The sequence below is a fragment of the Nostoc sp. C057 genome (assembly GCF_013393925.1).
Taxonomy (GTDB): Bacteria; Cyanobacteriota; Cyanobacteriia; order Cyanobacteriales; family Nostocaceae; genus Nostoc; species Nostoc muscorum_A.
On the sequence record NZ_CP040289.1, the window covers coordinates 281,910 to 303,561 of the forward strand.

The 21,652-nt window shown below is 38.9% G+C and carries 15 protein-coding genes; 10 read left to right on the forward strand and 5 right to left on the reverse strand.

Annotated features, from left to right (window positions below; all coding sequences use genetic code 11):
• Window positions 1–57: 57 nt before the first annotated feature.
• Both FD724_RS37590 and FD724_RS37595 read right to left on the reverse strand, forming a co-directional pair.
• Window positions 58–759: a DDE-type integrase/transposase/recombinase gene (locus tag FD724_RS37590; RefSeq protein ID WP_179076687.1), complete on the reverse strand. Its 702-nt coding sequence runs from the start codon at window positions 757–759 to the stop codon at window positions 58–60.
• A 125-nt stretch (window positions 760–884) separates the two neighbouring features.
• Entirely contained in the window at window positions 885–2,153 is a 1,269-nt protein-coding gene (locus FD724_RS37595) for a TnsA endonuclease N-terminal domain-containing protein (protein ID WP_179076688.1), read from the reverse strand.
• A 319-nt stretch (window positions 2,154–2,472) separates the two neighbouring features.
• Between FD724_RS37595 and FD724_RS37600 the strand changes: the two genes are divergently transcribed.
• A complete protein-coding gene (locus FD724_RS37600) occupies window positions 2,473–2,835 on the forward strand; it encodes a helix-turn-helix domain-containing protein (RefSeq protein ID WP_256874759.1) in 363 nt (120 codons plus the stop codon).
• A 146-nt stretch (window positions 2,836–2,981) separates the two neighbouring features.
• The gene (locus FD724_RS37605; protein ID WP_179076689.1) at window positions 2,982–3,896 is read left to right on the forward strand and encodes a hypothetical protein; all 915 of its coding nucleotides are present in this window, start codon (window positions 2,982–2,984) and stop codon (window positions 3,894–3,896) included.
• Window positions 3,897–4,279: 383 nt separating this feature from the next.
• Here the strand turns inward: FD724_RS37605 and FD724_RS37615 are convergent, their stop codons facing one another.
• The 3 genes from FD724_RS37615 to FD724_RS37625 are packed head-to-tail and all read right to left on the reverse strand — an operon-like array spanning window position 4,280 to window position 10,542.
• Window positions 4,280–8,353: an SAV_2336 N-terminal domain-related protein gene (locus FD724_RS37615; protein WP_179076691.1), complete on the reverse strand. Its 4,074-nt coding sequence runs from the start codon at window positions 8,351–8,353 to the stop codon at window positions 4,280–4,282.
• A gap of 6 nt (window positions 8,354–8,359) precedes the next feature.
• Window positions 8,360–9,301, reverse strand: a complete 942-nt coding sequence (locus FD724_RS37620; RefSeq protein ID WP_179076692.1) for a MoxR family ATPase — start codon at window positions 9,299–9,301, stop codon at window positions 8,360–8,362.
• Between the two features lie 14 nt (window positions 9,302–9,315).
• Window positions 9,316–10,542: a hypothetical protein gene (locus FD724_RS37625; protein WP_179076693.1), complete on the reverse strand. Its 1,227-nt coding sequence runs from the start codon at window positions 10,540–10,542 to the stop codon at window positions 9,316–9,318.
• 249 nt (window positions 10,543–10,791) lie between these two features.
• On the opposite strand from FD724_RS37625, the gene FD724_RS37630 reads away from it, so the two are divergent.
• The 8 genes from FD724_RS37630 (at window position 10,792) to FD724_RS37680 (ending at window position 21,638) form a co-directional block, all read left to right on the forward strand.
• Window positions 10,792–11,277, forward strand: coding sequence for a Fis family transcriptional regulator (locus FD724_RS37630; protein ID WP_179076694.1), 486 nt, complete (start codon window positions 10,792–10,794; stop codon window positions 11,275–11,277).
• Window positions 11,270–12,370 carry an NACHT domain-containing NTPase gene (locus tag FD724_RS37635; protein ID WP_256874760.1) on the forward strand — a complete coding sequence of 367 codons (1,101 nt, stop codon included), beginning with the start codon at window positions 11,270–11,272 and terminating at the stop codon, window positions 12,368–12,370. Before FD724_RS37630 ends, FD724_RS37635 begins: the two co-directional genes overlap by 8 nt.
• 65 nt (window positions 12,371–12,435) lie before the next feature.
• Window positions 12,436–12,903: a hypothetical protein gene (locus FD724_RS37640; protein WP_179071339.1), complete on the forward strand. Its 468-nt coding sequence runs from the start codon at window positions 12,436–12,438 to the stop codon at window positions 12,901–12,903.
• The gene (locus FD724_RS37645) at window positions 12,900–13,628 is read left to right on the forward strand and encodes a transposase (protein ID WP_179071338.1); all 729 of its coding nucleotides are present in this window, start codon (window positions 12,900–12,902) and stop codon (window positions 13,626–13,628) included. The genes FD724_RS37640 and FD724_RS37645 overlap by 4 nt, the downstream gene beginning before the upstream one ends.
• A gap of 66 nt (window positions 13,629–13,694) precedes the next feature.
• The gene (locus tag FD724_RS37650; protein ID WP_179076695.1) at window positions 13,695–14,852 is read left to right on the forward strand and encodes an NACHT domain-containing NTPase; all 1,158 of its coding nucleotides are present in this window, start codon (window positions 13,695–13,697) and stop codon (window positions 14,850–14,852) included.
• Between the two features lie 63 nt (window positions 14,853–14,915).
• A complete protein-coding gene (locus tag FD724_RS37655; RefSeq protein ID WP_179076734.1) occupies window positions 14,916–15,518 on the forward strand; it encodes a HEAT repeat domain-containing protein in 603 nt (200 codons plus the stop codon).
• 55 nt (window positions 15,519–15,573) lie between these two features.
• A complete protein-coding gene (locus FD724_RS41480) occupies window positions 15,574–19,905 on the forward strand; it encodes a metallophosphoesterase (RefSeq protein WP_256874761.1) in 4,332 nt (1,443 codons plus the stop codon).
• 20 nt (window positions 19,906–19,925) lie between these two features.
• Window positions 19,926–21,638, forward strand: a complete 1,713-nt coding sequence (locus FD724_RS37680; protein ID WP_179076696.1) for an NACHT domain-containing NTPase — start codon at window positions 19,926–19,928, stop codon at window positions 21,636–21,638.
• The last annotated feature ends 14 nt before the right edge of the window (window positions 21,639–21,652 follow it).

The following is a 21,652-nucleotide window of genomic DNA, read 5'->3' on the forward strand; positions in this document are numbered from 1 at the left end:
TTGATGAAAAAATAGGCTAAATTAAAAAACGCCAAAACCCTTGCTATTAAAGGATTCTTATACTTTAGATGCGTTTGCCCTGACTCCTCTTCCGGGCTGTACGATTCGGGTATCGCCACTATGGGGGGAAGGTAAGGTTAAAATTAAAAAGGTTTGGTCATATTCCAAACGACGACTTTCTCTTGAACCTCCTAATTGGATACCAGTTTCATAAGCTTGAAATGGGGAAAGTCCCAAACTTGAATTGAGTCGGTTATCATAAATCGAATAAGCCCATGTTTCTAATGATTGATAAAGCTCACCAATTGTCCAGACGGCTTGATGGATGGGGTTAACAGACTTGGTTATTTGTCTGGTGTTTTTGAGAATTTGAGTATTTCCTTGTAATTCATGCAACCATAACGTGTTAGTTGTGCCAAACACTCTTTCCACAGGGCTTCCATAACGAGGTTCTCCTGATGGGCGGTATTTATGATTGCATTTGTAATAAGCCAACAGTTGTTTAAAATAAACGCTATGGAACTCTTTTCCATTATCGGTAATTATGGTTTGAGGTAATCGGCTAAATCTTTTGACACAAATCCGAATTACCATTAAACAACTACGGTAACTAGGTGGCTCAAAGGAAATATACACTGCTAAAATTCGTTTACTATAACCATCTACTAGAAAAGTTGCCCAACAGCGACCTAAGCTCATTTTTTCGCTGTCAATAGCACTACTAATATTGCAAGTTGCTAGAGAAATTAAGGAACTCACTAGGTTAATATCTAAGCAAGTGTGGTCAATATGAGCATTTTCCCAGGGTAACTCTCCGTCTTTGGGTATTTCACTGTTTGAGTGAAATGGTTTAGTTTGTTTAGCTATTTTTGAGCCTTGGCGGGCTAGAGTGAGTTGGTAATTTTTTTGTCTTTTAATCTGTTCACGAAATGTTTTTTCTGAGGGGGTTTAAAAACAGGTTCTTGTTGACTACAGGCTAATTGAAATTCTCGATAAACTCCACTCACTCGTCTATTTTTGGCAGTAAAGTAATGTTTTTTAATGAATTCTGCCATAAAATCTAAGAGTGCTGGTTCTAGTTTTTGATGATGCCCTTTATCTAAATGTTTAGGGAGTAAGCCTACATAACCATGATTTTCTCCATATAGCTTTTGTGCTTGCTGATATTGTTGACGCCAACGACGAATACTGCGACTGGCTTTGGTAATAGGTGGAGAATTTTCTTCTAAGTATGGCTTTATGGCCTCATATCGAGCATTAGCGGTTTCTAAATCTTCAGAACGTGCTTTGAGCAGTAGTTGTTGAACTTCTTTGTTGCCCTGACTTGAGGTATCTTTCGTTAGACCTGATAATTCTTCTTTCTCATAAAATTCGGCTTGTTCTAATGTGGGGAAAATATGAACAAGGTCTGGTTCGGCTAATGGGGCAGTATTAAAATTGATAAACAACTTTTCTTGGGCAATTAAACTATTGATTTTGTCAGGGCTAATTCCAGTTATGGCTAATAGCAATTCACTATAAGTTATTCCCGGATTCCCTTTGACTATAGATACTATTCTTTGATTATTACTCTGATTTTTTTCTAACTCTTCGTCTTGAAAATATGGCTCCAACCATTGATAATTTCTCAACCGAATTACATTTTGTTCGATATCTGTCCTCAGCCGATAGTTAAGTCCGTATTTTTGAGCATATTCTTCTCCAGGTGGACAAAGCCAATTTCCTGCTTCATTTTGGACGTAGCGGTTTGGTTGTTGTTGTGCTTTTTTGATTAATTCACTAATTGGTTTAAATTCTTCCCATCCTACCCAGTTGACTTCGATTACAAAAAAATCTGGAGTATGGCTTGTACGAACTTGGCGATTACTTTTTGAAATGTAATTTAATTCTATTGGTGGCGGTTGGTCGTAATATTCTAAAACTTGTCGGTTATGCTCTAATTTGTCAATAATATGTGCTAGTTCTCCCCGATGGGATTCAAACTGAATGGTATGACCCATCTTTTGACTGCAATAATTCCCACAAACATTGCCATAATTCCCTTGTACCCTCCGAGATGGTGGAGATAAGCGAATCTGAGCTATAAGACTACGGGTATTCTGAGTCAGTTTGAGTTGACTACACCATTGCTCAAACTCTTCAAATGTAAGCATTGATTGGAGTTTAATTCTCCTTTTCAGTTTATTGCATTTGTGTCCACTTTCTTGTTCTATTTTTGTTATTATGTCCATTTTCTTCTTCCAAATGGACAATGGCTTTATTCTTCTCTTAACGAAGTTATAAGTATTTCAGCCTGCAACCTGTCCAATTTCTTCTTCCAAACCTGTCCAAAATCTTCTTCAAGTCACACGATCGCAGCTACCAACAACGCCATGCATTTATTTCGCTATTGATAGCAATGAGGTAGTGCAGTACATAGGGCGATCAATCAATCCTGCTCAAAGGTGGGTAAGTCATCACAAGCGACAAGCATTGAGTAATCACACTGGTGTAAGAATAGCTTATTTGGAAGTAGAGGTTAATTTATTACACTGGGTTGAATTGGCTCTTATTAGATGGTTCAATCCACCTCTGAATTACTCTGTTGAATTCAACGAGCTAAATTCATGCGATGGATACGTGTCTAGGATTGCAAAACTCAGAGAGGAAAAGAATTTGACTCAAAGGCAGATAGCGGAGGCGCTGGGGCTTGATGTCTCGAGGGTTCGCAACTGGGAAAAAAGCCGTGATGGAGTCAAAATGTTCGTTCGAGTTGCAAAACTTTGTGAGTTATTAAATTGTGAGCCAAAAGACCTTTATGAAGCTGTAGAGCCTGAAGAAGATGCTGAATTATGAATGCGTTCATCTTCTTGCTATGCCTTCACCGTCTCTCAATAAGCAATGTCTGCTGCAAGCTAAGTCTACACAGTTGCCAGTTACATCCAACATTTACGTTGCAATCAACTCAAAGCAAATAGCATCGGATTAAAGGAGGTGGAAGTATGAACCAGCCACCTTCTAGAAGACGGAAAAAAGCCACTCCTGCCGCATCTGATGACAGCACATTACCAAATGACCTTGCAGAAGAGGATATCTCCCCTAAAGAAAACCCGGCCTTAGCAACAATTGACGTTACTGCTGTTGAAGTACCGGAACTAACCGAGCAGGAGCAGAGCGATCGCCTGCACTTGGAGCGTAGGGTAGAACGAGCCTTCTTTGAAGCAGGGAAGGCATTAACTGAGTTACGCGATCGCAAATTATATCGTTCCACGCACAAAACTTTTGAAGATTATTGCCGCGAACGCTTTGGTTTTAGCCGCAGACAGCCCTACCATTTAATAGAAGCTGCGGTTATTTTTGATAATTTGGTGGAAAAATGTGAACGGAACGTTCACATTTTGCCGACTAATGAGTGGCAAATCAGGCCACTATCAAAGCTTGACCCGGACATTCAGCCCGAAGCATGGGAGCAAGCAGTAGAGTCTGCCAACGGGAAAGTACCTTCTCATCGCATCGTCAAAGATGCGGTGCAGCGAATAATGGAACGTACTCAAGTACCTAACACTTATCAATTAGGCGAGGTATGCCAAATCTTAGCCAAAGATAATCCAGAACTCAGGGGCAAGGGTGGCTGCTGGGGGATTGTAAGCCAAGTAAATGAGTTTAGTTGCACCGTGAGAGTTTGGGATGGCGAGTACACGATTGGGTTGCAGCACCTGAAGTCCTTCAACTACCTGCCCCAGGAATGTAAGCAGATGCAGGTGATTTGCGATCGCATCAGTCGGGTGTATTCGGGTGCGTTAGAGGAGACAGTCAAAAGTCTGTTGCAGTCGTTGGGTAAGCTGAATCGACCTTATTTAACGGCTGTCGAAGAGAAATTGTTGAATGTACTGGAGTCTGAATACGAGATAACATAACTCCTGAATATTCAACTTTCTTTTGTTCTCTGTAATCTTTGAAACACTCTAGTTAATTGTAATGTTATTTTTCTTTTCTGGTCTAGTTCCGCAATTAATGTTAATCCTGCATCCGATGTTACAATTTCACCCTGGAAATTAACTATCACTGGATATGACTTGACTTGTTCAGATTTGCACTGTTCCGGTATACAATCTGTTTTCTGAAGAGTCATACTAAAACTGCTGGAATTCAGGTATCTTAGTCATTTTGGCAGTTTTTAACTATTCTTTTTTCAAGCTTTGTGAGAAATCCGGGAGATGGGGATGCGGCGCAGCGGATTGGCAAAGCTACTAAAAGTATTAGAGTTCAATGAGCTTACAAGTTATATAAATGACTTTCTCTATTCTTCATCTGATTCCTCATGTAACTCAGGTTTGTTAATAGAAATTTCAACAGTACCTTCTTCTATATCGCTATCAAGTAATTCGTACTCTCCACTATTTAGAATACAAAGCACCATTTCTATTTCTTGCCCATGTTCTAAGTTAACGCCTAAACTCTCACCATCGGTCTTAGTTATAAATTCAGGTACTTGTCTTAAATGTATTTGAACAGCTTGTTGATTTAATGGAAAAACAATTTTGTCTCCTTCATCATGAGTAGAATAATATATATTATATTTGACGTAGACTTTTCCATCAAACTCTGGTTTTATTGTTTGAATCGCTAAGTCTACAAATGATTTAAAATTAATATATTCGTTACTATATGTATTAGATAATAATAGTTCTATATCTTCAAAATTATGATAATTTTCAGTTAAGAAGTCTATAAAAGTATTTTCATCTAGTTCTTCATATAAGTAGTACAAAATTTTACCTAACGGCTCATTATCTAAATTTATGAGTTTATATTGACCATTTGAAACAGCAACTATCACTTTAGTATAAATTATGAAAGACTCGAAACCTGACTCTATTAAAGGTTCTGCTATGGTCTCTACCAATGAAGCAAGCTGTAAAACTTCTTCTATTTCCTCTTGTTTCACACTCGTACTTAATTTTTGTTCCAAGATTCGCACAGTTTCATAGGGATTTGTATAAACTAGCTGCCTCAAATCTTGAGTATCTTGCGAATTGGACTCCAATTCATCATCTATTAGTTGTTTGGCTTTTTTTATTAAAATAGGCTTTAGATGCTCAGGAAAATCTTCCAAATCAATTGTATTACATCCAAATTCATAGGCATCGTCATAGCTTCTACCTGCACCTAAAGCATCATAAAAACCAACAACAAATTTGATAGCTGTTTGATCACTCATTTCATGATTAATACCTATTACATAGCTAATATCTTGGGATATTGCCTGAGCTTGAACCTCAGAGTAACAACCATTTAAAATAACACACTCAATTTTATTATTAAATAATTTAAATAAATTTGTTAGAGATTCTGGGCTAACCACTTGCATTCCTCCACTGTTATCTTCCAAAACTAAACCTTGATTTCCTGCACCATGTCCAGAAAAATATACTATTTCAGCCTCGGAGTCTAACAGTGACCAACGTAAATCATCAGGACGCACCGCCCATCGGCTAGTAATTTCAAACCTATCTCTTTGTTTGCTACTCCGCAAAACACTATCAATCTCTCGTACTTCTTCATCTAAACGAAGCCTAGATGTAGTAGGATTACCGGATAAAAACAAAATTTTCTTTAATTTAAATTGCTGTAGTTGTGCATTAACCCAAACTTTATTAAAAACTTCCTTATAGATGCGATTATTAAGTTTCAACTTATCTGCTTGTTGGACAATTAAACCTGATAAAAGTAAATATATAACTTCTTGGCTAAAATCGGATTTTCTTTCTCCTCGCTGTAAAATTTCTTGGTATACCCTTAATAATCTTTCAGAAATGACGTTGGAGCTTAAAATCCTATTGCTAACAGTCTTCAAATGTTCTGGTTCGTCTTTCTTTTCCCAGTCATCAATAATTTCTGAACGAACTAAATCTTCTATCCAATGAGCTTCATAGCCATTAGCAGGTCGAACGATGTTAGATTTTACAGCAAGCGAACAAAGTTTCTGAGTTAAAAATGGCTGTCCTCCTGTCCAATAAAGAATAGCCTCCATTGGTTTCTGAGAATTTCCAACCCCAGCTAAACCTTTTGCTAAAGGTTCTGTTTCATGAAGCTGAAAATTTTTTAATTCTATTGCACGACCAATGTTAAAAGGTGTACGTTTTTTATCTTGAATCAAATCTGAGGGAGTTGCTACACCCAGGATAACAAAAGTCAGGCGGTTATATGCTGGATAATCTACTCTATGGTTGTAGCAGTCACGTATAATAGCAAAAAAGTCATCCTTGAATTGCAGGTTGAGAATGCCGTCAATTTCATCCATGAAAATAACAATATTTTCAGTAATTCTTTTTAAAAGGACATCTTCAATAAACTTGCTAAACTTTTGTACTGGCGAAAGAATATCATTATCGTCCAACCAAGTTTCTAAATAAAAATTTGTATAAAGAAGATTAAAACTATCAACTAAAGTATAAATTAACCCAGCATACCATTGGTCTGGAGTAATATCTCCAATTCCTAGCGCAGGAATATATATTAAAGCACAAGCAAAGCCCTCATTCACCAAACGATTCATGACCCGTAAAAGCAAACTGGATCTACCAATTTGGCGAGGGCCAAGTACATAACAGAACTGACCATTTTTCAAATTTTCATAAAGGTCTGTGTCTGCTTGGCGTATAACATAGGTAGGTGCATCAGATGGTAATGAGCCACTAACTTGATATTCATAGGGGAGTTGGGAAGATTCTTCTTGAACTTGAGATATAGCAGTTTGGGATAAAAATTGAAAAGACTGTTCTATCTCTTGGGCTAATTCTGCATATTTCCCACCTAAACGCCTCAAAACCTTCGCTGTAATTTGAGCAAAAGGACGAACCAAAACACCACTTGAACTATCAACTAACCCAGGATTTATCAACATCGCTGTAAATTCATCAACCGATAACCCAACCTTTTGGCTTATATACTCCGAAACCTGACGTAGTACCTCAGTTGACTCGGTTAACGGAACTTCATCTAGCAGTAAATCCCGTACCCCATCCGCAAAATCAAACTGTATTTTATCCGCTTCTACATCTTCGTTAACTGGCGACAAGAGCTTTAATATCCCACCTAAAAATACCTCAGCCACATGAACTTGGCTCGACTTCTGTAACATTGTCTGCTGTATTAAACGCACAACTGGTAAACTAACAGGTGTAGCAGCCAAAAGTCCCGCCAGTTTTCGCGCCATTGGCGAAGCTGTGAGGCGAAAGCGTTGTAAACGTTGTTTGGCTGTCAGTTCAACGCTAGAACTATCAGTTGATTGGCTCCTAACATCAAATATTTCCCCATTCTGTGGAAGCAAAAACCCTTTGGTTTGTACATCTCCCCCACCTACAACCATCCGCGCCCAGTTTTTCAACGATTCCGGTTCTAGCGTCACTACGGGTATTTTTAGCTTATTAGCAACATCGCTTTCGTCGAGCAAATCCAATGCTGTCATTATTAACTGTTGGTTGGGGACTCCAGGAGCTAAACTGCGTAGCACAATTGACTCGGCAATACCCAAAGTGCTTCTTTCCCACAGCCACTCAGGTAATACTTGAATTATCGTTGTCAGGCTAGTATTAGCCCATACTGCTAAAATTTTTGCGATCGCACCACTACGCCAAGCTGGGGAAACGCAATCACTGATAATTACAAACAAACGCCGACCATTTGGGTCGATAAGTTCTCTGGGATTGTGTAATCTTTTTTTGCGCGATCGCGAGTCAGTTCGGGGACGCAGCCAAACTTTACCTCGTTCGTCGCTAAATAATCCCCAGGTTCGCACGTCTCGGAAAGCACCATGTCTTTCTAGTAGTTGCTTAAATTCCTTAATGGTTTGCGTCCAGAGCATCATTGATTCTCCCTCGTCTACCACCAAAGCTAGTTCTAACCAGCGTTCTGGTGCGGGACGCATTACGGGTAACAAAAGTTTCTCTTCAGCGATGCGTTCTGCGGTGGCAATTTCGTCTAGGGAAAATTCTCTCTTGGAGAGAACTCGGCGTTTTAAAGGACGCAGGGAACGAGAAATATCTAATTGGTTTCGTAATGCTTGAGCAGCAGGAACTTTGATGGGTAAACCGCTTGAGGTTTCGTTGCTATCCTGGGATGATTGAGGATAAACCTTAGCGTTAGTTTCGGTCTTGGTTGGAGATTTTGGGGAATTATTCTGGCGATCGCGTGGTAATTTGGTGTTTGGGTCAATTTCTGGCGTTACTACTGGTGTTTCCTGTGGTAATTCAGACATGGGCGAAAGGTCACAACGGCGCATTTGCACCGCAAGCCAGAGGATATCCGCTATTTCCGTATCGTCTAAATTAAATCCCCAGTGATTAAAAGCACCAATTACTCGCTCAATCATATATCCTCATGTGGTTGTGAGATATTCCATCAATGCCTTGAGCAATCGTTCTTTGTCATTACCAACGGGACTTCGTTCGCGGGTGACTAAATAAATCGCATTAAGTAACTGATCTGTCGCCAAATCCCCAGCATCGGGTTTATCTCGCAGTTGGATAAATTGGGCAATTAGAGTTTCTGCTTCTGACATTACACCATCTCCCAGATGCGCCTGAATAATTTTCTTCAAAGCTGCTTCATCGGGATTTTCCATCGTCAATCGCAAACAGCGTCGTAAAAAGGCTGGGGGAAATTCCCGCTCACCATTGCTAGTCAGTAGAACAAAGGGAAATTGGTTACAACGCACCCGCCCTTTGGTAATAGTTGCAACACTGCCATCATAACCCCGGACTTTGACTGTTTCATATTCTTCCGGTAAACGAGCTAATTCGGGGATTTCAAATTCCCCTTCTTCAAATATATTCAGTAAATCGTTGGGTAAATCAATGTCACTTTTATCAATCTCGTCAATCAGTAAAACGCGGGGATGGGGAGATGGTAGTAGGGCTGTTCCCAAGGAACCGAGTTGAATATATTTACCGATATCTCTAGTATTATCCTTACCTTGAGCATCCTGTAAACGTGCGATCGCATCGTAACGATAAAGTCCTTCTTGCAGAGTTGAGCGGGTGGTGATAGGCCATTGCAGTACAGAACCTAGTTGGAGTTCGTCAGCAACTTTGTAAGCAAGAGATGTTTTACCAGTCCCCGGTTTTCCTGTTACCAGCAAAGGACGACGCAAGTAAAGTGCTGCGTTCACAAGCTCAATTTCATTGCGACGAACTTGAAAGGTTTGTCCACGCTCCTTCTCTTTGTCATCCCCAAACTCACGCCATTTTGGTGGTTCTGGAAGATTCTTGATTCCATCATGTGGTAAGTCTGTACCTTGGAAAATCAGCCAATCGCTCATTGCTTACTCCTAAATTATGATGCAGAAAACTCCAATGCTGGGTTTGGTGGTATTCGATTGGGGTCGTCCCACCATAAGACTAAATGATTACCCAAGTGCATTTCATGGTCAGATGCTAAACGACGTTGTTCTCTAATGCAGGTGGACAATTCATGCAATGGTTTTTTTAGTAACGCATCAAAGTGTTCAGGATTTTTGAGACTATTTAGCTCACAACGTGACCAAATTATAATTGGTGTCCCAGCACTATGGATTGCACTAAGTAGACCATTTCGCTCTGAGTCTGATAAATTACAGCAGATTTTAAGAATAATTTTCTCAACTAACAAATTTCTCAATTTATTGGGATCAAAACAAGCTTGAGAAACTGTCATAACCTGCTCATAACAGGGAAGAGCTTGCCAAGTTAGCTGAACTTTTTCCCAATTTCTGCGCCAATATGAACCCTGTTGTGTGCGTAATTTTTTCAGTCGATCGTAGGAACGCACTACAACCCGAAAATCCTTACCAATAGTGATATTACAATCTTCGTCATCCTTATATTCCCATTTTTCCACCTCATCACATAGATGATCGCGCGGTAGAAAAATTTCAATAGTTAACTCTGTCGGTTGTCCTTGCAAGTATTCTTCAAAACATTGCTGGAGCAATTTACTGAGCAATATTGGTAATTTCTCCGGCACAAGTATAATTTCTGGCTGCTGCTCGTCAACAGTTAGAGGTTTAAAACGTTCCCAAATATCTTTAATTGTATCGTCAGGAATAAACCAAGCTTTGACATATAATTCTCTGCTTCCTTCTGGTCGAAGTTGAATTAGCAGATAGGAATGCAGTGATTGTACGGATGTAGTTTTACTACTAGCCTCAAAAGATTCATTAGTTAATAGCTGTTTGAGTTTTTGACGGATAGTTCGAGGAATATTGTTGTCTTGAGTTAGCAAATAAACAAATTTTAATAAAGCAGAATTATTAGGGTCTGAGTAAGGAATTTCTTCTAATTGCTCAAGTACATCATTAACGTCTTTAGGTTTGTCTCTCCAGTCGAACCATCCATCAGGAGCGATTTTAGAGAAAGCTTTATTTATCGCATCATCATCTGAAATATTTAAAAATAAAAGATTTATTTGGTTTTTAATATTTATATTTTGTTGCGTAATATCTCTAGTGGTTAAGTTTCCACCCACTAGTAAATCTTTTAAAATGTCTTGTTGGCTTTCTGAACTTAATTTTTTTTCGCTCATTTTTGATAAGCTATTTATAGTTGATTAAATAGTTTGATTGGGATTAGGCTTAGGCATATTGCTCATACCTTATCGTTGTCTATGCAAAATTATGTAAATAATAGTAAATATTGATGAAACTATAATTATAAGAATAAACCATTGTATTTTTTGCTAAAACACTATTTTATCCGACATTTTTCAAAAAAATAGCTATAGTTGAAATACTTAAAATTTTATGCTTATTTATTTGTAAATGGAGAATAAAACATGATTGACCCAGTATCCCTTGTTGCTGGAGTCGTTACCACAGTTCTTTTACCGAAAGCTTTAGAGAAAGTAGGTGAAAAAATTGGTGAGACTGCCTGGGATAAAAGTGCAGAAGCTATCCAGAGTGTGCGTGAAACAGTTCAAGCGCAGTTGCAAACTATGGGGACTGCTGGGTTGCTAACACGAGCAAATGCTAATCCAACTGAAGCAAACACGCAGATATTACAAGCTGAAATTGTAACTCAGATGCAAGAAGATCAAGATTTTGCAACGAAGTTACAAGAACTAGTTAAGCAAATGCAATCTCAATCTCCGACTGTACAAGTAATTTTGGAGGAGCTTCGAGTAAGGGGCAAAGTAGAAATTGGGAATATTAAGCAAGTCAATGAGGGGCAAAGCAATACTCAACAGACGTTTGGGAAGAATTGGCAAGTAGGTGGAGATGTTAAGGTTGGGGACGTAACCCAGGAAAACCGAAGTGTCTAATGATCAGTCTGGAGAAAATCAACAGCCGAATATTCAGCAGGAAATGCTGAATAATTTGAATGTTCTTGGAAATGTTACTCTTGGCAACATAAATCAAAGTAACAACATCTTTATACAAATCCACTCTCAGGATACCCAAAAAGTAGAAATTGACTGGTATCAGGTTAGCTGCTCACTTTTAAATGAACAACAGCGACTGACAACAAATCCCCTAACATCGAGCGAGGGAATTACCTATCGAACCGATCAGGTGTATGTGCCATTAGGATTAGTAGAACGGAAAAAGCAGAGTCGGCGAAGAGAGGATGTTTCACCAGAGAAAGGTTCGGAACTTTACCATGAAACAGAAATTATACAAACGTTTGAGCATCAGCAGTTTCTAGAGCAGGTACTAAGAGACAGACAAAGCCCCAAAAGTCAGGGAAAGCGAATTGCGATTATCGGAGAACCAGGTGCAGGGAAAACAACCTTATTGCAGCAGATGGCTCAATGGATATCGAAGGAGATAAAGCAGTCGCTTGTAATTTGGGTGTCTCTGGCTGATTTGCGATCGCGCGAACTGGAATCATATTTATTAGAGGTATGGTTGCAAGCAGTAGCCAGAAAAGTTGGACAAGCCGAAGCATCTACTCAAGTTAAAGACGATTTTGTTTCTCAGTTTAATCAGGGATTGGTGTGGCTGTTACTGGATGGGGTTGATGAAATGCAAGCGACTGTGGGCAACCCTTTAGGAGATATTGAGCAGCAAATCCGCACGGGAAGTTTGCTACAACAGGCGCGGATTGTGGTTTCCTGTCGCTTAAATGTTTGGGATGCTAGTAGTAATCCCCTAGATTCTTTCGATAACTACCGCACTCTGGAGTTTTCCTATCCCCAACAGGTAGAACAGTTTATTGGAAATTGGTTTGGCTTTTTACCATCGCCGAAAACTGACATTGGGCAACAGTTATGTGTGGCGTTAAGGGAACCAGGGAAAGAGCGAATTCGAGATTTGGTGAAAAATCCGTTACGGCTGACGCTGTTGTGTTTCAACTGGTATTTGGATAATGGGAAGTTAGGGGCTTGCAAGAAAATAAAATACCAGTCATTCTAGAAGAATAGGAGGCGCGGATCTGCCCGCGTTTGCTCTGAATTTCTAGAATTGGAATCACAGGGTTCATGCTTACCGACACCATAAAATCTACCTTCAAAGATGCAGCCAAGAAACTAACTGGCAGCTGTAAAAGAGACTTCATGGCAAAAGTTACTGAAGATTACTTCGATAGTTCAGCACGCATTGCAGAAACAGTTTTAGGATGGAATCGCTCCTGTGTACAACTTGGCTTGCATGAACGGCGGACAGGGATAGTCTGTGTGGATAACTATCATGCAAGGGGACGACATAATAGTGTTGAGATTCTGCCCAATTTAGAAGCAGATATTTGTTCTTTGGTAGATGCTCAAGCCCAAGCTCCAAAATTTCAATCGACCTTTCTATATGCTCGTATCAGTGCCAGAGCGGTACGAGAAGCATTAATCAGTGAAATAGGTTATGACCACAGTCAATTGCCGTCTCGTCAAACTCTGGGGAAGATTCTTAATAGCTTGGGGTATCGCCTAAAAAAACACAAAAAACAAAGCCCTTGAAAAAGATTCCGCAAACAGATGCCATTTTCGACAATGTGTTTCAGGAAAATCAGGCATCGGATGAGAATCCCAAATCGTTGCGAGTCTCTATCGATACTAAAGCCAAGGTGAAGATTGGCAATCTTTCCAGAGGTGGTAAAGCTCGGACACTGGAAGCAAAAGCTGCGGATGACCACGATACACAGTGGGAGGCAGTCTTAGTTCCTTTTGGCATTCTCAACACACACAGTGAAAAGCTTACGATTTACTTAGGTCAGTCGGCTGAAACCAGTGATTTTATTGTCGATTGTTTAACTGCTTGGTGGTATGAGAATCAACACGATTACCAAGATTATGATGAATGGGTAATTGACCTTGATGGTGGTGCAGCAACTCGCAGTAACCGCACACAGTTTATCAAACGTATGGTTGAACTGTCTCAAGCAATTAATTTAAGAATCCGACTGATTTACTATCCTCCGTACCATAGCAAGTACAATCCCATAGAGAGGTGTTGGGCAGCCCTAGAGAACTATTGGAATGGCGCAATTCTGGATTCGATTGAAGTTGCCATCAAGTGGGCTTCCAATATGACTTGGAAAGGGATTGCACCCATTGTTCACCGTGTTGAAGCAACCTATGAAAAAGGAATCAAGGTTCTCTCACAAGAGTTAGAACACTACCAAACCTTCTGGCAACCTTCCGAAACTCTACCTAAATGGGATATCACAATTTTCCCCGTTTAATTGGTATCTTATTTTCTTGCAAATCCCTTACCACAGACGAAAGCAGAGTTGTACGAGCAGTTTGTGGTGGACTTTTATGAGTGGAAGAAGGGGCAGATAACAGGAGAGCAGCGTAAGCAGTTGAATGCAGCTTTAAAAGAATTGGCGCGAGAGGCGATTGATAAAGAAGCAACGCGGTTTCGACTGCGGCAGCAATTTGTATACAAGTATTTGGGTGAGCCGGATGATCCAGATTCCTTGTTTGCGTTAGCGTTGCGTTTGGGATGGTTAAATCAAGTGGGAGTGGATGCAGACCATCCCAGGAGGGAGGTATATGCGTTTTTTCATCCGACATTTCAGGAATATTTTGCTGCTATAGCCATTGAGAATTGGCATTTTTTCCTTAATCATATTCCTCAGAATGATAGTTATTCAGATGCAAGTTATCGTTTATTTGAGCCGCAGTGGAAACAGGTATTCTTGCTTTGGTTGGGTCGTAACAATATATTGAATCAGCACAAAGAAGATTTAGTTCAAGCTTTAGTTAATTTTGAAGATAGGTGGGGAAATTACTATAAACACCAAGCTTACTTTTTAGCTGCTTCTGGTATAGCAGAGTTTAAAGATTTTAGCAAGGCTGATGCAATTATAAAAGAAATTATTGAATTGAGTTTAGATACTAAACCATTTATTGCAAAAGAAGCACAATTAATACTTATAGAAACAGATCGTATTCGAGTTATTAATCATTTATATATACTATTAGATAACGCACATACAACCTTACGTAAGCGTCAAATTATTAAACTATTAGGTAGAGTTGATCCTAACAACCAAAAAGCAATTTCTACTTTAGATTATTTATTACAAGAGACTGACTTAGATATTTTCGAGCGTATTCAAATTGCAGAAGAACTAGGACAAATTGATGTAGGAAATTTAAAGGCAGTCTCTACTTTAATTGATATGCTTTACATCAATCAAGATCATGCTTGGTGGTCTGCTAATGGTAGAGGAGAAGTTGGTGATGGGAGCAGAGCAGAATTTGGCTTTTCTATTATGTTCGCTGTTGCTGCTCTAGAAGAAATTAGCGATGGAAGTGAGGAGATAGTTAATGCTTTGATTGAGGTTTTGAAGAAAAATCGAATTCCAGATGTTAGAAATAGAGTAATTTTAAGTTTAAATAAATTTAATTCTAACCTTGCTCATTTTATATTAAATAGAGTATTTGAACAGGCAGAATAGGAACAGGATTATTTAAAAGTTTCTGAATTACTAGGAAAAGTTGATACTGATAGTTGGAAAGTAATAGGAGCATTTTTAGAATTATTAGATAGCGAAGATGAGGATATAAGAATTGATGCTCTCAGAAACTTAGGTGATATAGGTCAAAATATGCCAGAGGCGATATGTTCTTACAAAGCAGTTTCTAAAATAGTTGCTTTACTTGAAGATGACAAATGGTATTATCCACGTTATGAAATTACAGCTTGTTTAGGAAAAATTGGTATTAGTAAACCATTTGTTCATAATATTTTAACTAAGCTATTAGAAGAAGATGAAGATGAACAAACACAGTTACAAGCTGCAATCGCAATAAAGAAATTTGAAAATAATAATTTAAAAGCTACGAATTTTCTACTTAATTTTATTTGCAGCTATCAAGATGATAAATATAAAAACCAAGATATCCCTTGGGAAGTTCAAGATGTGGCTAATAGCCTTCGACTAACTGATCAAATTACTCTCCTTTCTAAAATAGTTTCAGTGTTGAAAAAATATGTAATTTATCAAAAAGCTGAAATTGATGCAGAATTTTATGATATCTGTATAGATATTATTAGACATTGTGCTAAGAAATTGACTTTTATTGATTTTTGTAAAATTTGGGAAGAAGAGGTAGTCTATTGATAAATACTAGTATTTTACTGCCAGATAAAAATATTTTAGTACTTAATATTAAGTAATGTTATTGAATTTAAAAATCCTTAAAACATTAAGTAGTGAAAATCTTCAAGAAGCTAAGGATGCTATATATCGAGCTACATGGTCTCCTAATGGAAAATATATCGCTGCTGCTTCTAGTATTGGAGATATCTATTTATGGAGCTTAGAAAGCGGAAAAATTATCCAAACTATAAAATGTTTTAATGAGCGGGTTTTAAGCATAGCATGGTCTCCTAATGGAAAATATATTGCAATAGGAGGTAGTACTAGGATTATACAAATCTGGAATATTAAACAGGATAGATTAGAGCGAAGATTAATTGGACATTCTGACTGGATTCGGGATATAGCATGGTCTCCTAATGGAAAACAGATAGTTTCATGTTCCAGCGATCAAGGTGTGTGGCTTTGGGCAACAGAAACTGGACAACCTTTGTGTCGATTTGAAGGTCATACAAACTGGGTTAAAGGAGTAGCCTGGTCTCCAGATGGTCAGTTTATTGTTTCTGGTGCTGATGATGGAACTGTTCGACTATGGGATACTAAAGGCTTAAATTGTATAAATATCTTTACTAATAAAGATTCTTTTGGCTCAATTTATAGTGTAGATTGGTCTAATAATTCTTTATTTATAGCTGTAGCATCTTCTGATAAAACTATAAAGATTTGGGATGGAAAAACATACAAGCATATTATTACACTTGAAGGGCATGTAAGTGCAATAAGTAATATTTGTTTTTCTAAAAATAATGAATTTCTTGCTTCAATCTCAGTAGATGGTATTATTCGACTTTGGGATTGTAATTTATGGAAAGAGATTGCAAGTATATCAGGTTCAGTACATAGTTCTCAAAGCTGGCCATCAGTTTTAGCTTTTCATCCAAACTCACTTTTTTTAGCTACTCCAGTTCAAGAAGGTGCTGCGATAAATATTTGGATTTTAGAACGTCAGACTACAGAGAGTTCTTCCGATTTTCTAAATAGTAAAGCTTCTTCTCAAGAAAGTATTGTTTATTATATTAATGCTAAAGCTGTTTTACTTGGGGAAAGTGGAGTTGGTAAATCAGGGCTTGGTATTCGTCTTGCAGAAAAAGAATTTCGCAAGACTGAATCAACTCATGGAGCGCAGTTTTGGCAATTTCCCGTTGCTCAAAAATCAATTTTAGATGAAAATCAGGAAAATATAAATGCAGAATTAACTCTTTGGGACTTAGCAGGACAGCCTGACTATCATTTAGTTCATCAGCTTTTTTTAGATGATACCGATGTAGCCCTTTTATTATTTGACTGCTCTAATACAGCCGAACCTTTTCGAGGAATACCGTATTGGGCAAAGGTTTTGAAAAAAATAGCTCCAACCAATGCCCTTAAATATTTAATTTCTGCTCGTTGTGATGTTAGTCCTGTTACAGTAGACCAACGCGAAATTAATCAATTTATAGGTGAGTATGGTTTAGATGGCTACTTCCGAAGTTCCGCCAAAACTGGGGAGGGAGTAGAACAGTTATTACAGCAAATTATTGCAGCAATTCCTTGGGATAAACTGCCTCGTACTACAACACCAAGGCTATTTCAAGTAATCCGTGAGTTTTTACTAGAGCGCAAAGAAGCAGAAGATACATTAATATTAGTAGAACGCGTGACACAGGAGGTTGATCTGCGTTACATAGAACGCTCACCTACCCAAGCAGAGATTGATACAGTAATCAGTTTGTTACAAGCACGGGGGTTGGTTTACCGTCTGGCTCCTACCCCAAATATGCAAATGGTTTTGCTGCGGCCTGAATTGATCAACCAATATGCTTCCTCTATTATCAAAGCTGCTCGTAATCACCCAGAGGGGATTGGCTCAATTCTTGAGCGAGATGTAGTTTGCGCCAATTTTTCTTTTGATGGATTTTCAAGGGAAGAGCGTTTACCTCTGATAGAAGAAAAATTAGTATTAGAATCAACTGTCGAGCTATTTATCAGTTATAACTTAGCTTTTCGAGAGTTAGGGCGACTAATCTTTCCTAGCCACTTTAATGTATTACATCGGTTTGTTGATAAGCTTCACCCGCCAACGGAAGTTACTTATGAGTTTTCAGGCAGTATTGAAGCAATTTATGCCTCTCTAGTCGTTTGCCTCAGCTATACCAAAGACTTTCAACGAGAAAACCTTTGGAAGTATGCAGCCGAGTTTTCGCGGAATGAACATCGTCTCGGCTTTGCTATGAAACAAGTATCAGAAGGCACTGGGGAACTAGAGATTTACTTTTATCCTGGAGTTAGTGACTTTGACCGGGTTACATTTATCCGTTTTATTACCAATCACTTGCACATTAAAGGCATTAATGTGCAAGAACGCATTCGCCTCTACTGTTCCAATGCTGAATGCGGCAAAGAAGTTACAAATAGAGAAGCGATTGAAATACGTGTAAAGGCTGGAAAGCTAGAAATTCCCTGCCAGTACTGCGACACAAATGTACTGATTCCTCGCAGTATAGAGGAAAAATACCGCAGTGACAGAGCGTATACTGAAAAACAACAAGAACTAAGGACTACAGTAGAAAAACGAACTGAAGCAGAAGTTAACGCATTCTACCATGATAAAGAAATATACATGAACAATGCAGACAAGCAAATACGCATTCTCCACCTATCCGATATTCATTTAGGGACTACAGCGCAAGCACAACGCTACTTTACGCAACTGGCTACCGACCTGACCCAAAATCTTAACGTAAAACAGCTTAACTACTTGATAATTTCCGGCGATATCGCCAATCGTTCAACACAAGAGGAATACGATGTAGCTTTTGAACTGGTTGATAAACTGGTCAAACGTTACGGGCTTGACCCTAGCCGCATTGTTATAGTTCCTGGAAACCATGATATTAATTGGGAATTATCAGAAATTGCTTATCCCTTTGTACCCAAGCGAAAACTGCCTAATCCCTTACCAGAAGGAAAATATATTGATGCAGGTAGTGCAGGTGCATTAATTTGTGATGAGAATGAGTATAAAAAACGGTTTGATTACTTTAGCGATCGCTTCTATAAAAAAATTTATAGTAAATACTATCCCCAAGAATACGACCAGCAAGCAATTATTCACCTCTGCGCGGAAGATAAAATTCTCTTTCTAGGGCTTAATTCCTGTTGGGAAATCGATCATGAGTACAAAGATCGGGCTGGTATCCATCCCAATGCGATCGCTAATGCCCTAGACCAAATTCTTACGGGAAAATACGATGACTGGCTGAAGATCGCTGTTTGGCATCACCCTGTTCATAGTTCTGAGTCAATGAAAAATACAGCTTTTCTAGAACAGTTAGCAGTTAATGGTTTCCAAGTTGGGATTCACGGACACATCCATGAAGCAAAAGACGAGAATTTTCAGTACGATGCACGGCGTGGTCTCAAAATTATTGCTGCTGGAACTTTTGGCGCATCTGCTAAGGAGCAGGTTACAGGTATACCACTTCAGTACAACTTGCTAACTCTTGACCCAGAAAGCGGAGTAATGAAGGTTGAGACACGCAAAAAAGAAAAAGCTGATGGTGCATGGTCTGCGGATGCTCGTTGGGGCGATAAAAATAATCCAGTGCCAAGGTATGATATCAAATTGCGATATGGAACTGCCAGCAAAACTGATAATTCTTCCAATCATCCAAAAGCTTCAACGCAAGATAATAGTTCCAATTCTCAACAAAGTATTTTTGGTGGCAATATCCAAGTTGGTGGTAATATAACTGTTGGCAACATTACACAAAATAACCATTCCGGCATAACAAGCCAACCTCCAAAGCGCACAATATTAATTCTTGCATCCAGTCCTAGCAACACAGCAAGATTGCGTTTGGACAAAGAAGTACGAGAAATTGATGAAGGTTTGCGAAGGGCGCAGCAGCGAGAACAGTTTACATTGCAGCAACGCTGGGCAGTTCGTCCTTCTGATTTGCGCCGCGCTTTGCTAGATTTTAACCCGCAGATTGTTCACTTTTGTGGACATGGCTGTGGTGATCGGGGACTAGTCTTGGAAAACGCTGCGGGAAACGCACAGTTCGTTCCAACTAGTGCTTTAACCAGTTTGTTTGAGTTGTTTGCTAATCAAGGTGTAGAATGCATTGTATTAAATGCCTGCTATGCCGAAGTACAAGCAGAAGCAATCTCCCAGCACATTAATTATGTGGTGGGAATGAGTGATGAAATTAACGATGATGTCGCGGTCAATTTTGCAGTCGGTTTTTATGATGCACTAGGTGCTGGTCGGTCGTATGACGACGCTTACAAATTCGGCTGCAATGCGATCGCTCTAGAAGGAATACCAGAAGAACTGACTCCTGTTTTTAAAAAAAAAACCAGATAACAGTAGCTAACTCAATTGATGTGTTAGTACGGCAGGTGCGATCGCTCATCCACGACGATATTCAACGCTTACACAGTACTATGCTGCTTTGGGGAGTAGACCACTGGGTTCCTTTGGGCGACCTGTTTGTTGATGTAAATATCTTAGAGCAAGTCAGCAGTAACCGTAGATCGCAACTGGATGATTTGTGGCAAGACTTTACAACTGGTAATTCCGACTACCACAGTTTAGATAGGATTGGTTTGGGTAAAAAACAGCAGCGTGTATCGGGGTTGGCTGTACTGGAGCGCAATACTAACCTGATGGTGGTGGGAAAACCTGGTTCAGGGAAAACAACATATCTGCAAAGAATTGTAACCGAGTGTAATAACGGAAAATTGCAAGCGTATCAAATTCCCGTGTTGATTAAACTTCGGGAGTTTGTGAACGATGCAGGCAAGTATGCCTATAACTTAGAGCAGTTTTTAGGACAGCTTTGGCGGTTGAATAATGCCGATATTGAATTACTGCTAAATCAGGGACGGGTATTGGTGTTGCTAGATGGGTTGGATGAAGTGGCAGGGGAAGCAGGAAAGAAAATAGCTAAAGAAATCAAGCGCTTTGCTCGTGACTATCCACAGGTGCTGATAGTAGTAAGTTGCCGGACACAAACCCTACCAGATTTATCCGATTGGATTTCTAATCGCTTTACCTGTGTAGAGGTAGCGGATTTTAACGAGAATCAAGTGAGCGGATTTGTAGCAAATTGGTTTGAGATAATGTGTGCAAACGTAGATGAAGGAGAGACGCAGGTACAGGAATTTTTGTCACAGTTCTTCAAAGAAGAAAATAAGCAGATTCAAGAATTAGCAACTACCCCGATTTTACTGAGTTTGACTTGTCTGGTATTCAAGCAAACGGGGAAATTTTACTCGAAGCGTTCTAAGTTATATCAAGAGGGGTTGGAGTTGTTGTTGGAACAGTGGGACGAGAAGCGAGGAATTGAACGGGATGAGATTTATCGAAATTTGCCGCTCAAACGGAAGTTGGAGGTTTTAAGGTTTTTGGCAGTAAAAAAGTTTGACCAAGAGCAGTATGTGTTATTTGAGCAGGAGGAGTTAGAAGGGTATATTGGGCAGTTTTTGGGAATTGATAGGCGGGATAGCCAAAGAGTTTTACTAGCGATTGAATCTCAACATGGGTTGTTGATTGAGCGCTCGCATAAAGTATGGTCTTTTTCTCACCTAACATTCCAAGAATATTTAGTAGCTCAACATATTATTAGTAATTATACTTGTCCCGTAGCATCACAATATCTTGTTGAGCGTATTCATAATACACATTGGCAAGAGATATTTTTAATCGCTATTGAAATAATTAATAAAGTAGATACTTTAATAAAGTACTTAAAACAAAGAATTGATAATTCTTTAGCAATAATAGAAAAGCTGCAATGTTATCTAGACTGGTTAGTAATAAAATCTCAGTCAGTTAATGTTCCATATAAACCAACAGCAATTCGATATTTTTACTTTATTTTATCAAATAAAATATCACCTTTAGGTAAAAACCAATTTCATTTATTAAATCCAAGCTCAATGTTTTCTTTTCATTATGATATGGGAATTGATAAAGAGATGATCCAAAGTTTAGCTTCAAATTTTGATCCAGATGTAGTATTCGATAGAGGTTTAGGTTCATACCTAGATCCGACAATTGAGCTTAACTTCAGGGCGAACGCACGGGATTTCTGAAACCCTTGCTGGGC

Coding starts and splice junctions, on each gene's coding strand:
- FD724_RS37595 (WP_179076688.1), bottom strand. CDS start 2,153: ATGCTTACATTTGAAGAGTTTGAGCAATGGTGTAGTCAACTCAAACTG.
- FD724_RS37605 (WP_179076689.1), top strand. CDS start 2,982: ATGAACCAGCCACCTTCTAGAAGACGGAAAAAAGCCACTCCTGCCGCA.
- FD724_RS37615 (WP_179076691.1), bottom strand. CDS start 8,353: ATGATTGAGCGAGTAATTGGTGCTTTTAATCACTGGGGATTTAATTTA.
- FD724_RS37620 (WP_179076692.1), bottom strand. CDS start 9,301: ATGAGCGATTGGCTGATTTTCCAAGGTACAGACTTACCACATGATGGA.
- FD724_RS37625 (WP_179076693.1), bottom strand. CDS start 10,542: ATGAGCGAAAAAAAATTAAGTTCAGAAAGCCAACAAGACATTTTAAAA.
- FD724_RS37630 (WP_179076694.1), top strand. CDS start 10,792: ATGATTGACCCAGTATCCCTTGTTGCTGGAGTCGTTACCACAGTTCTT.
- FD724_RS37640 (WP_179071339.1), top strand. CDS start 12,436: ATGCTTACCGACACCATAAAATCTACCTTCAAAGATGCAGCCAAGAAA.
- FD724_RS41480 (WP_256874761.1), top strand. CDS start 15,574: ATGTTATTGAATTTAAAAATCCTTAAAACATTAAGTAGTGAAAATCTT.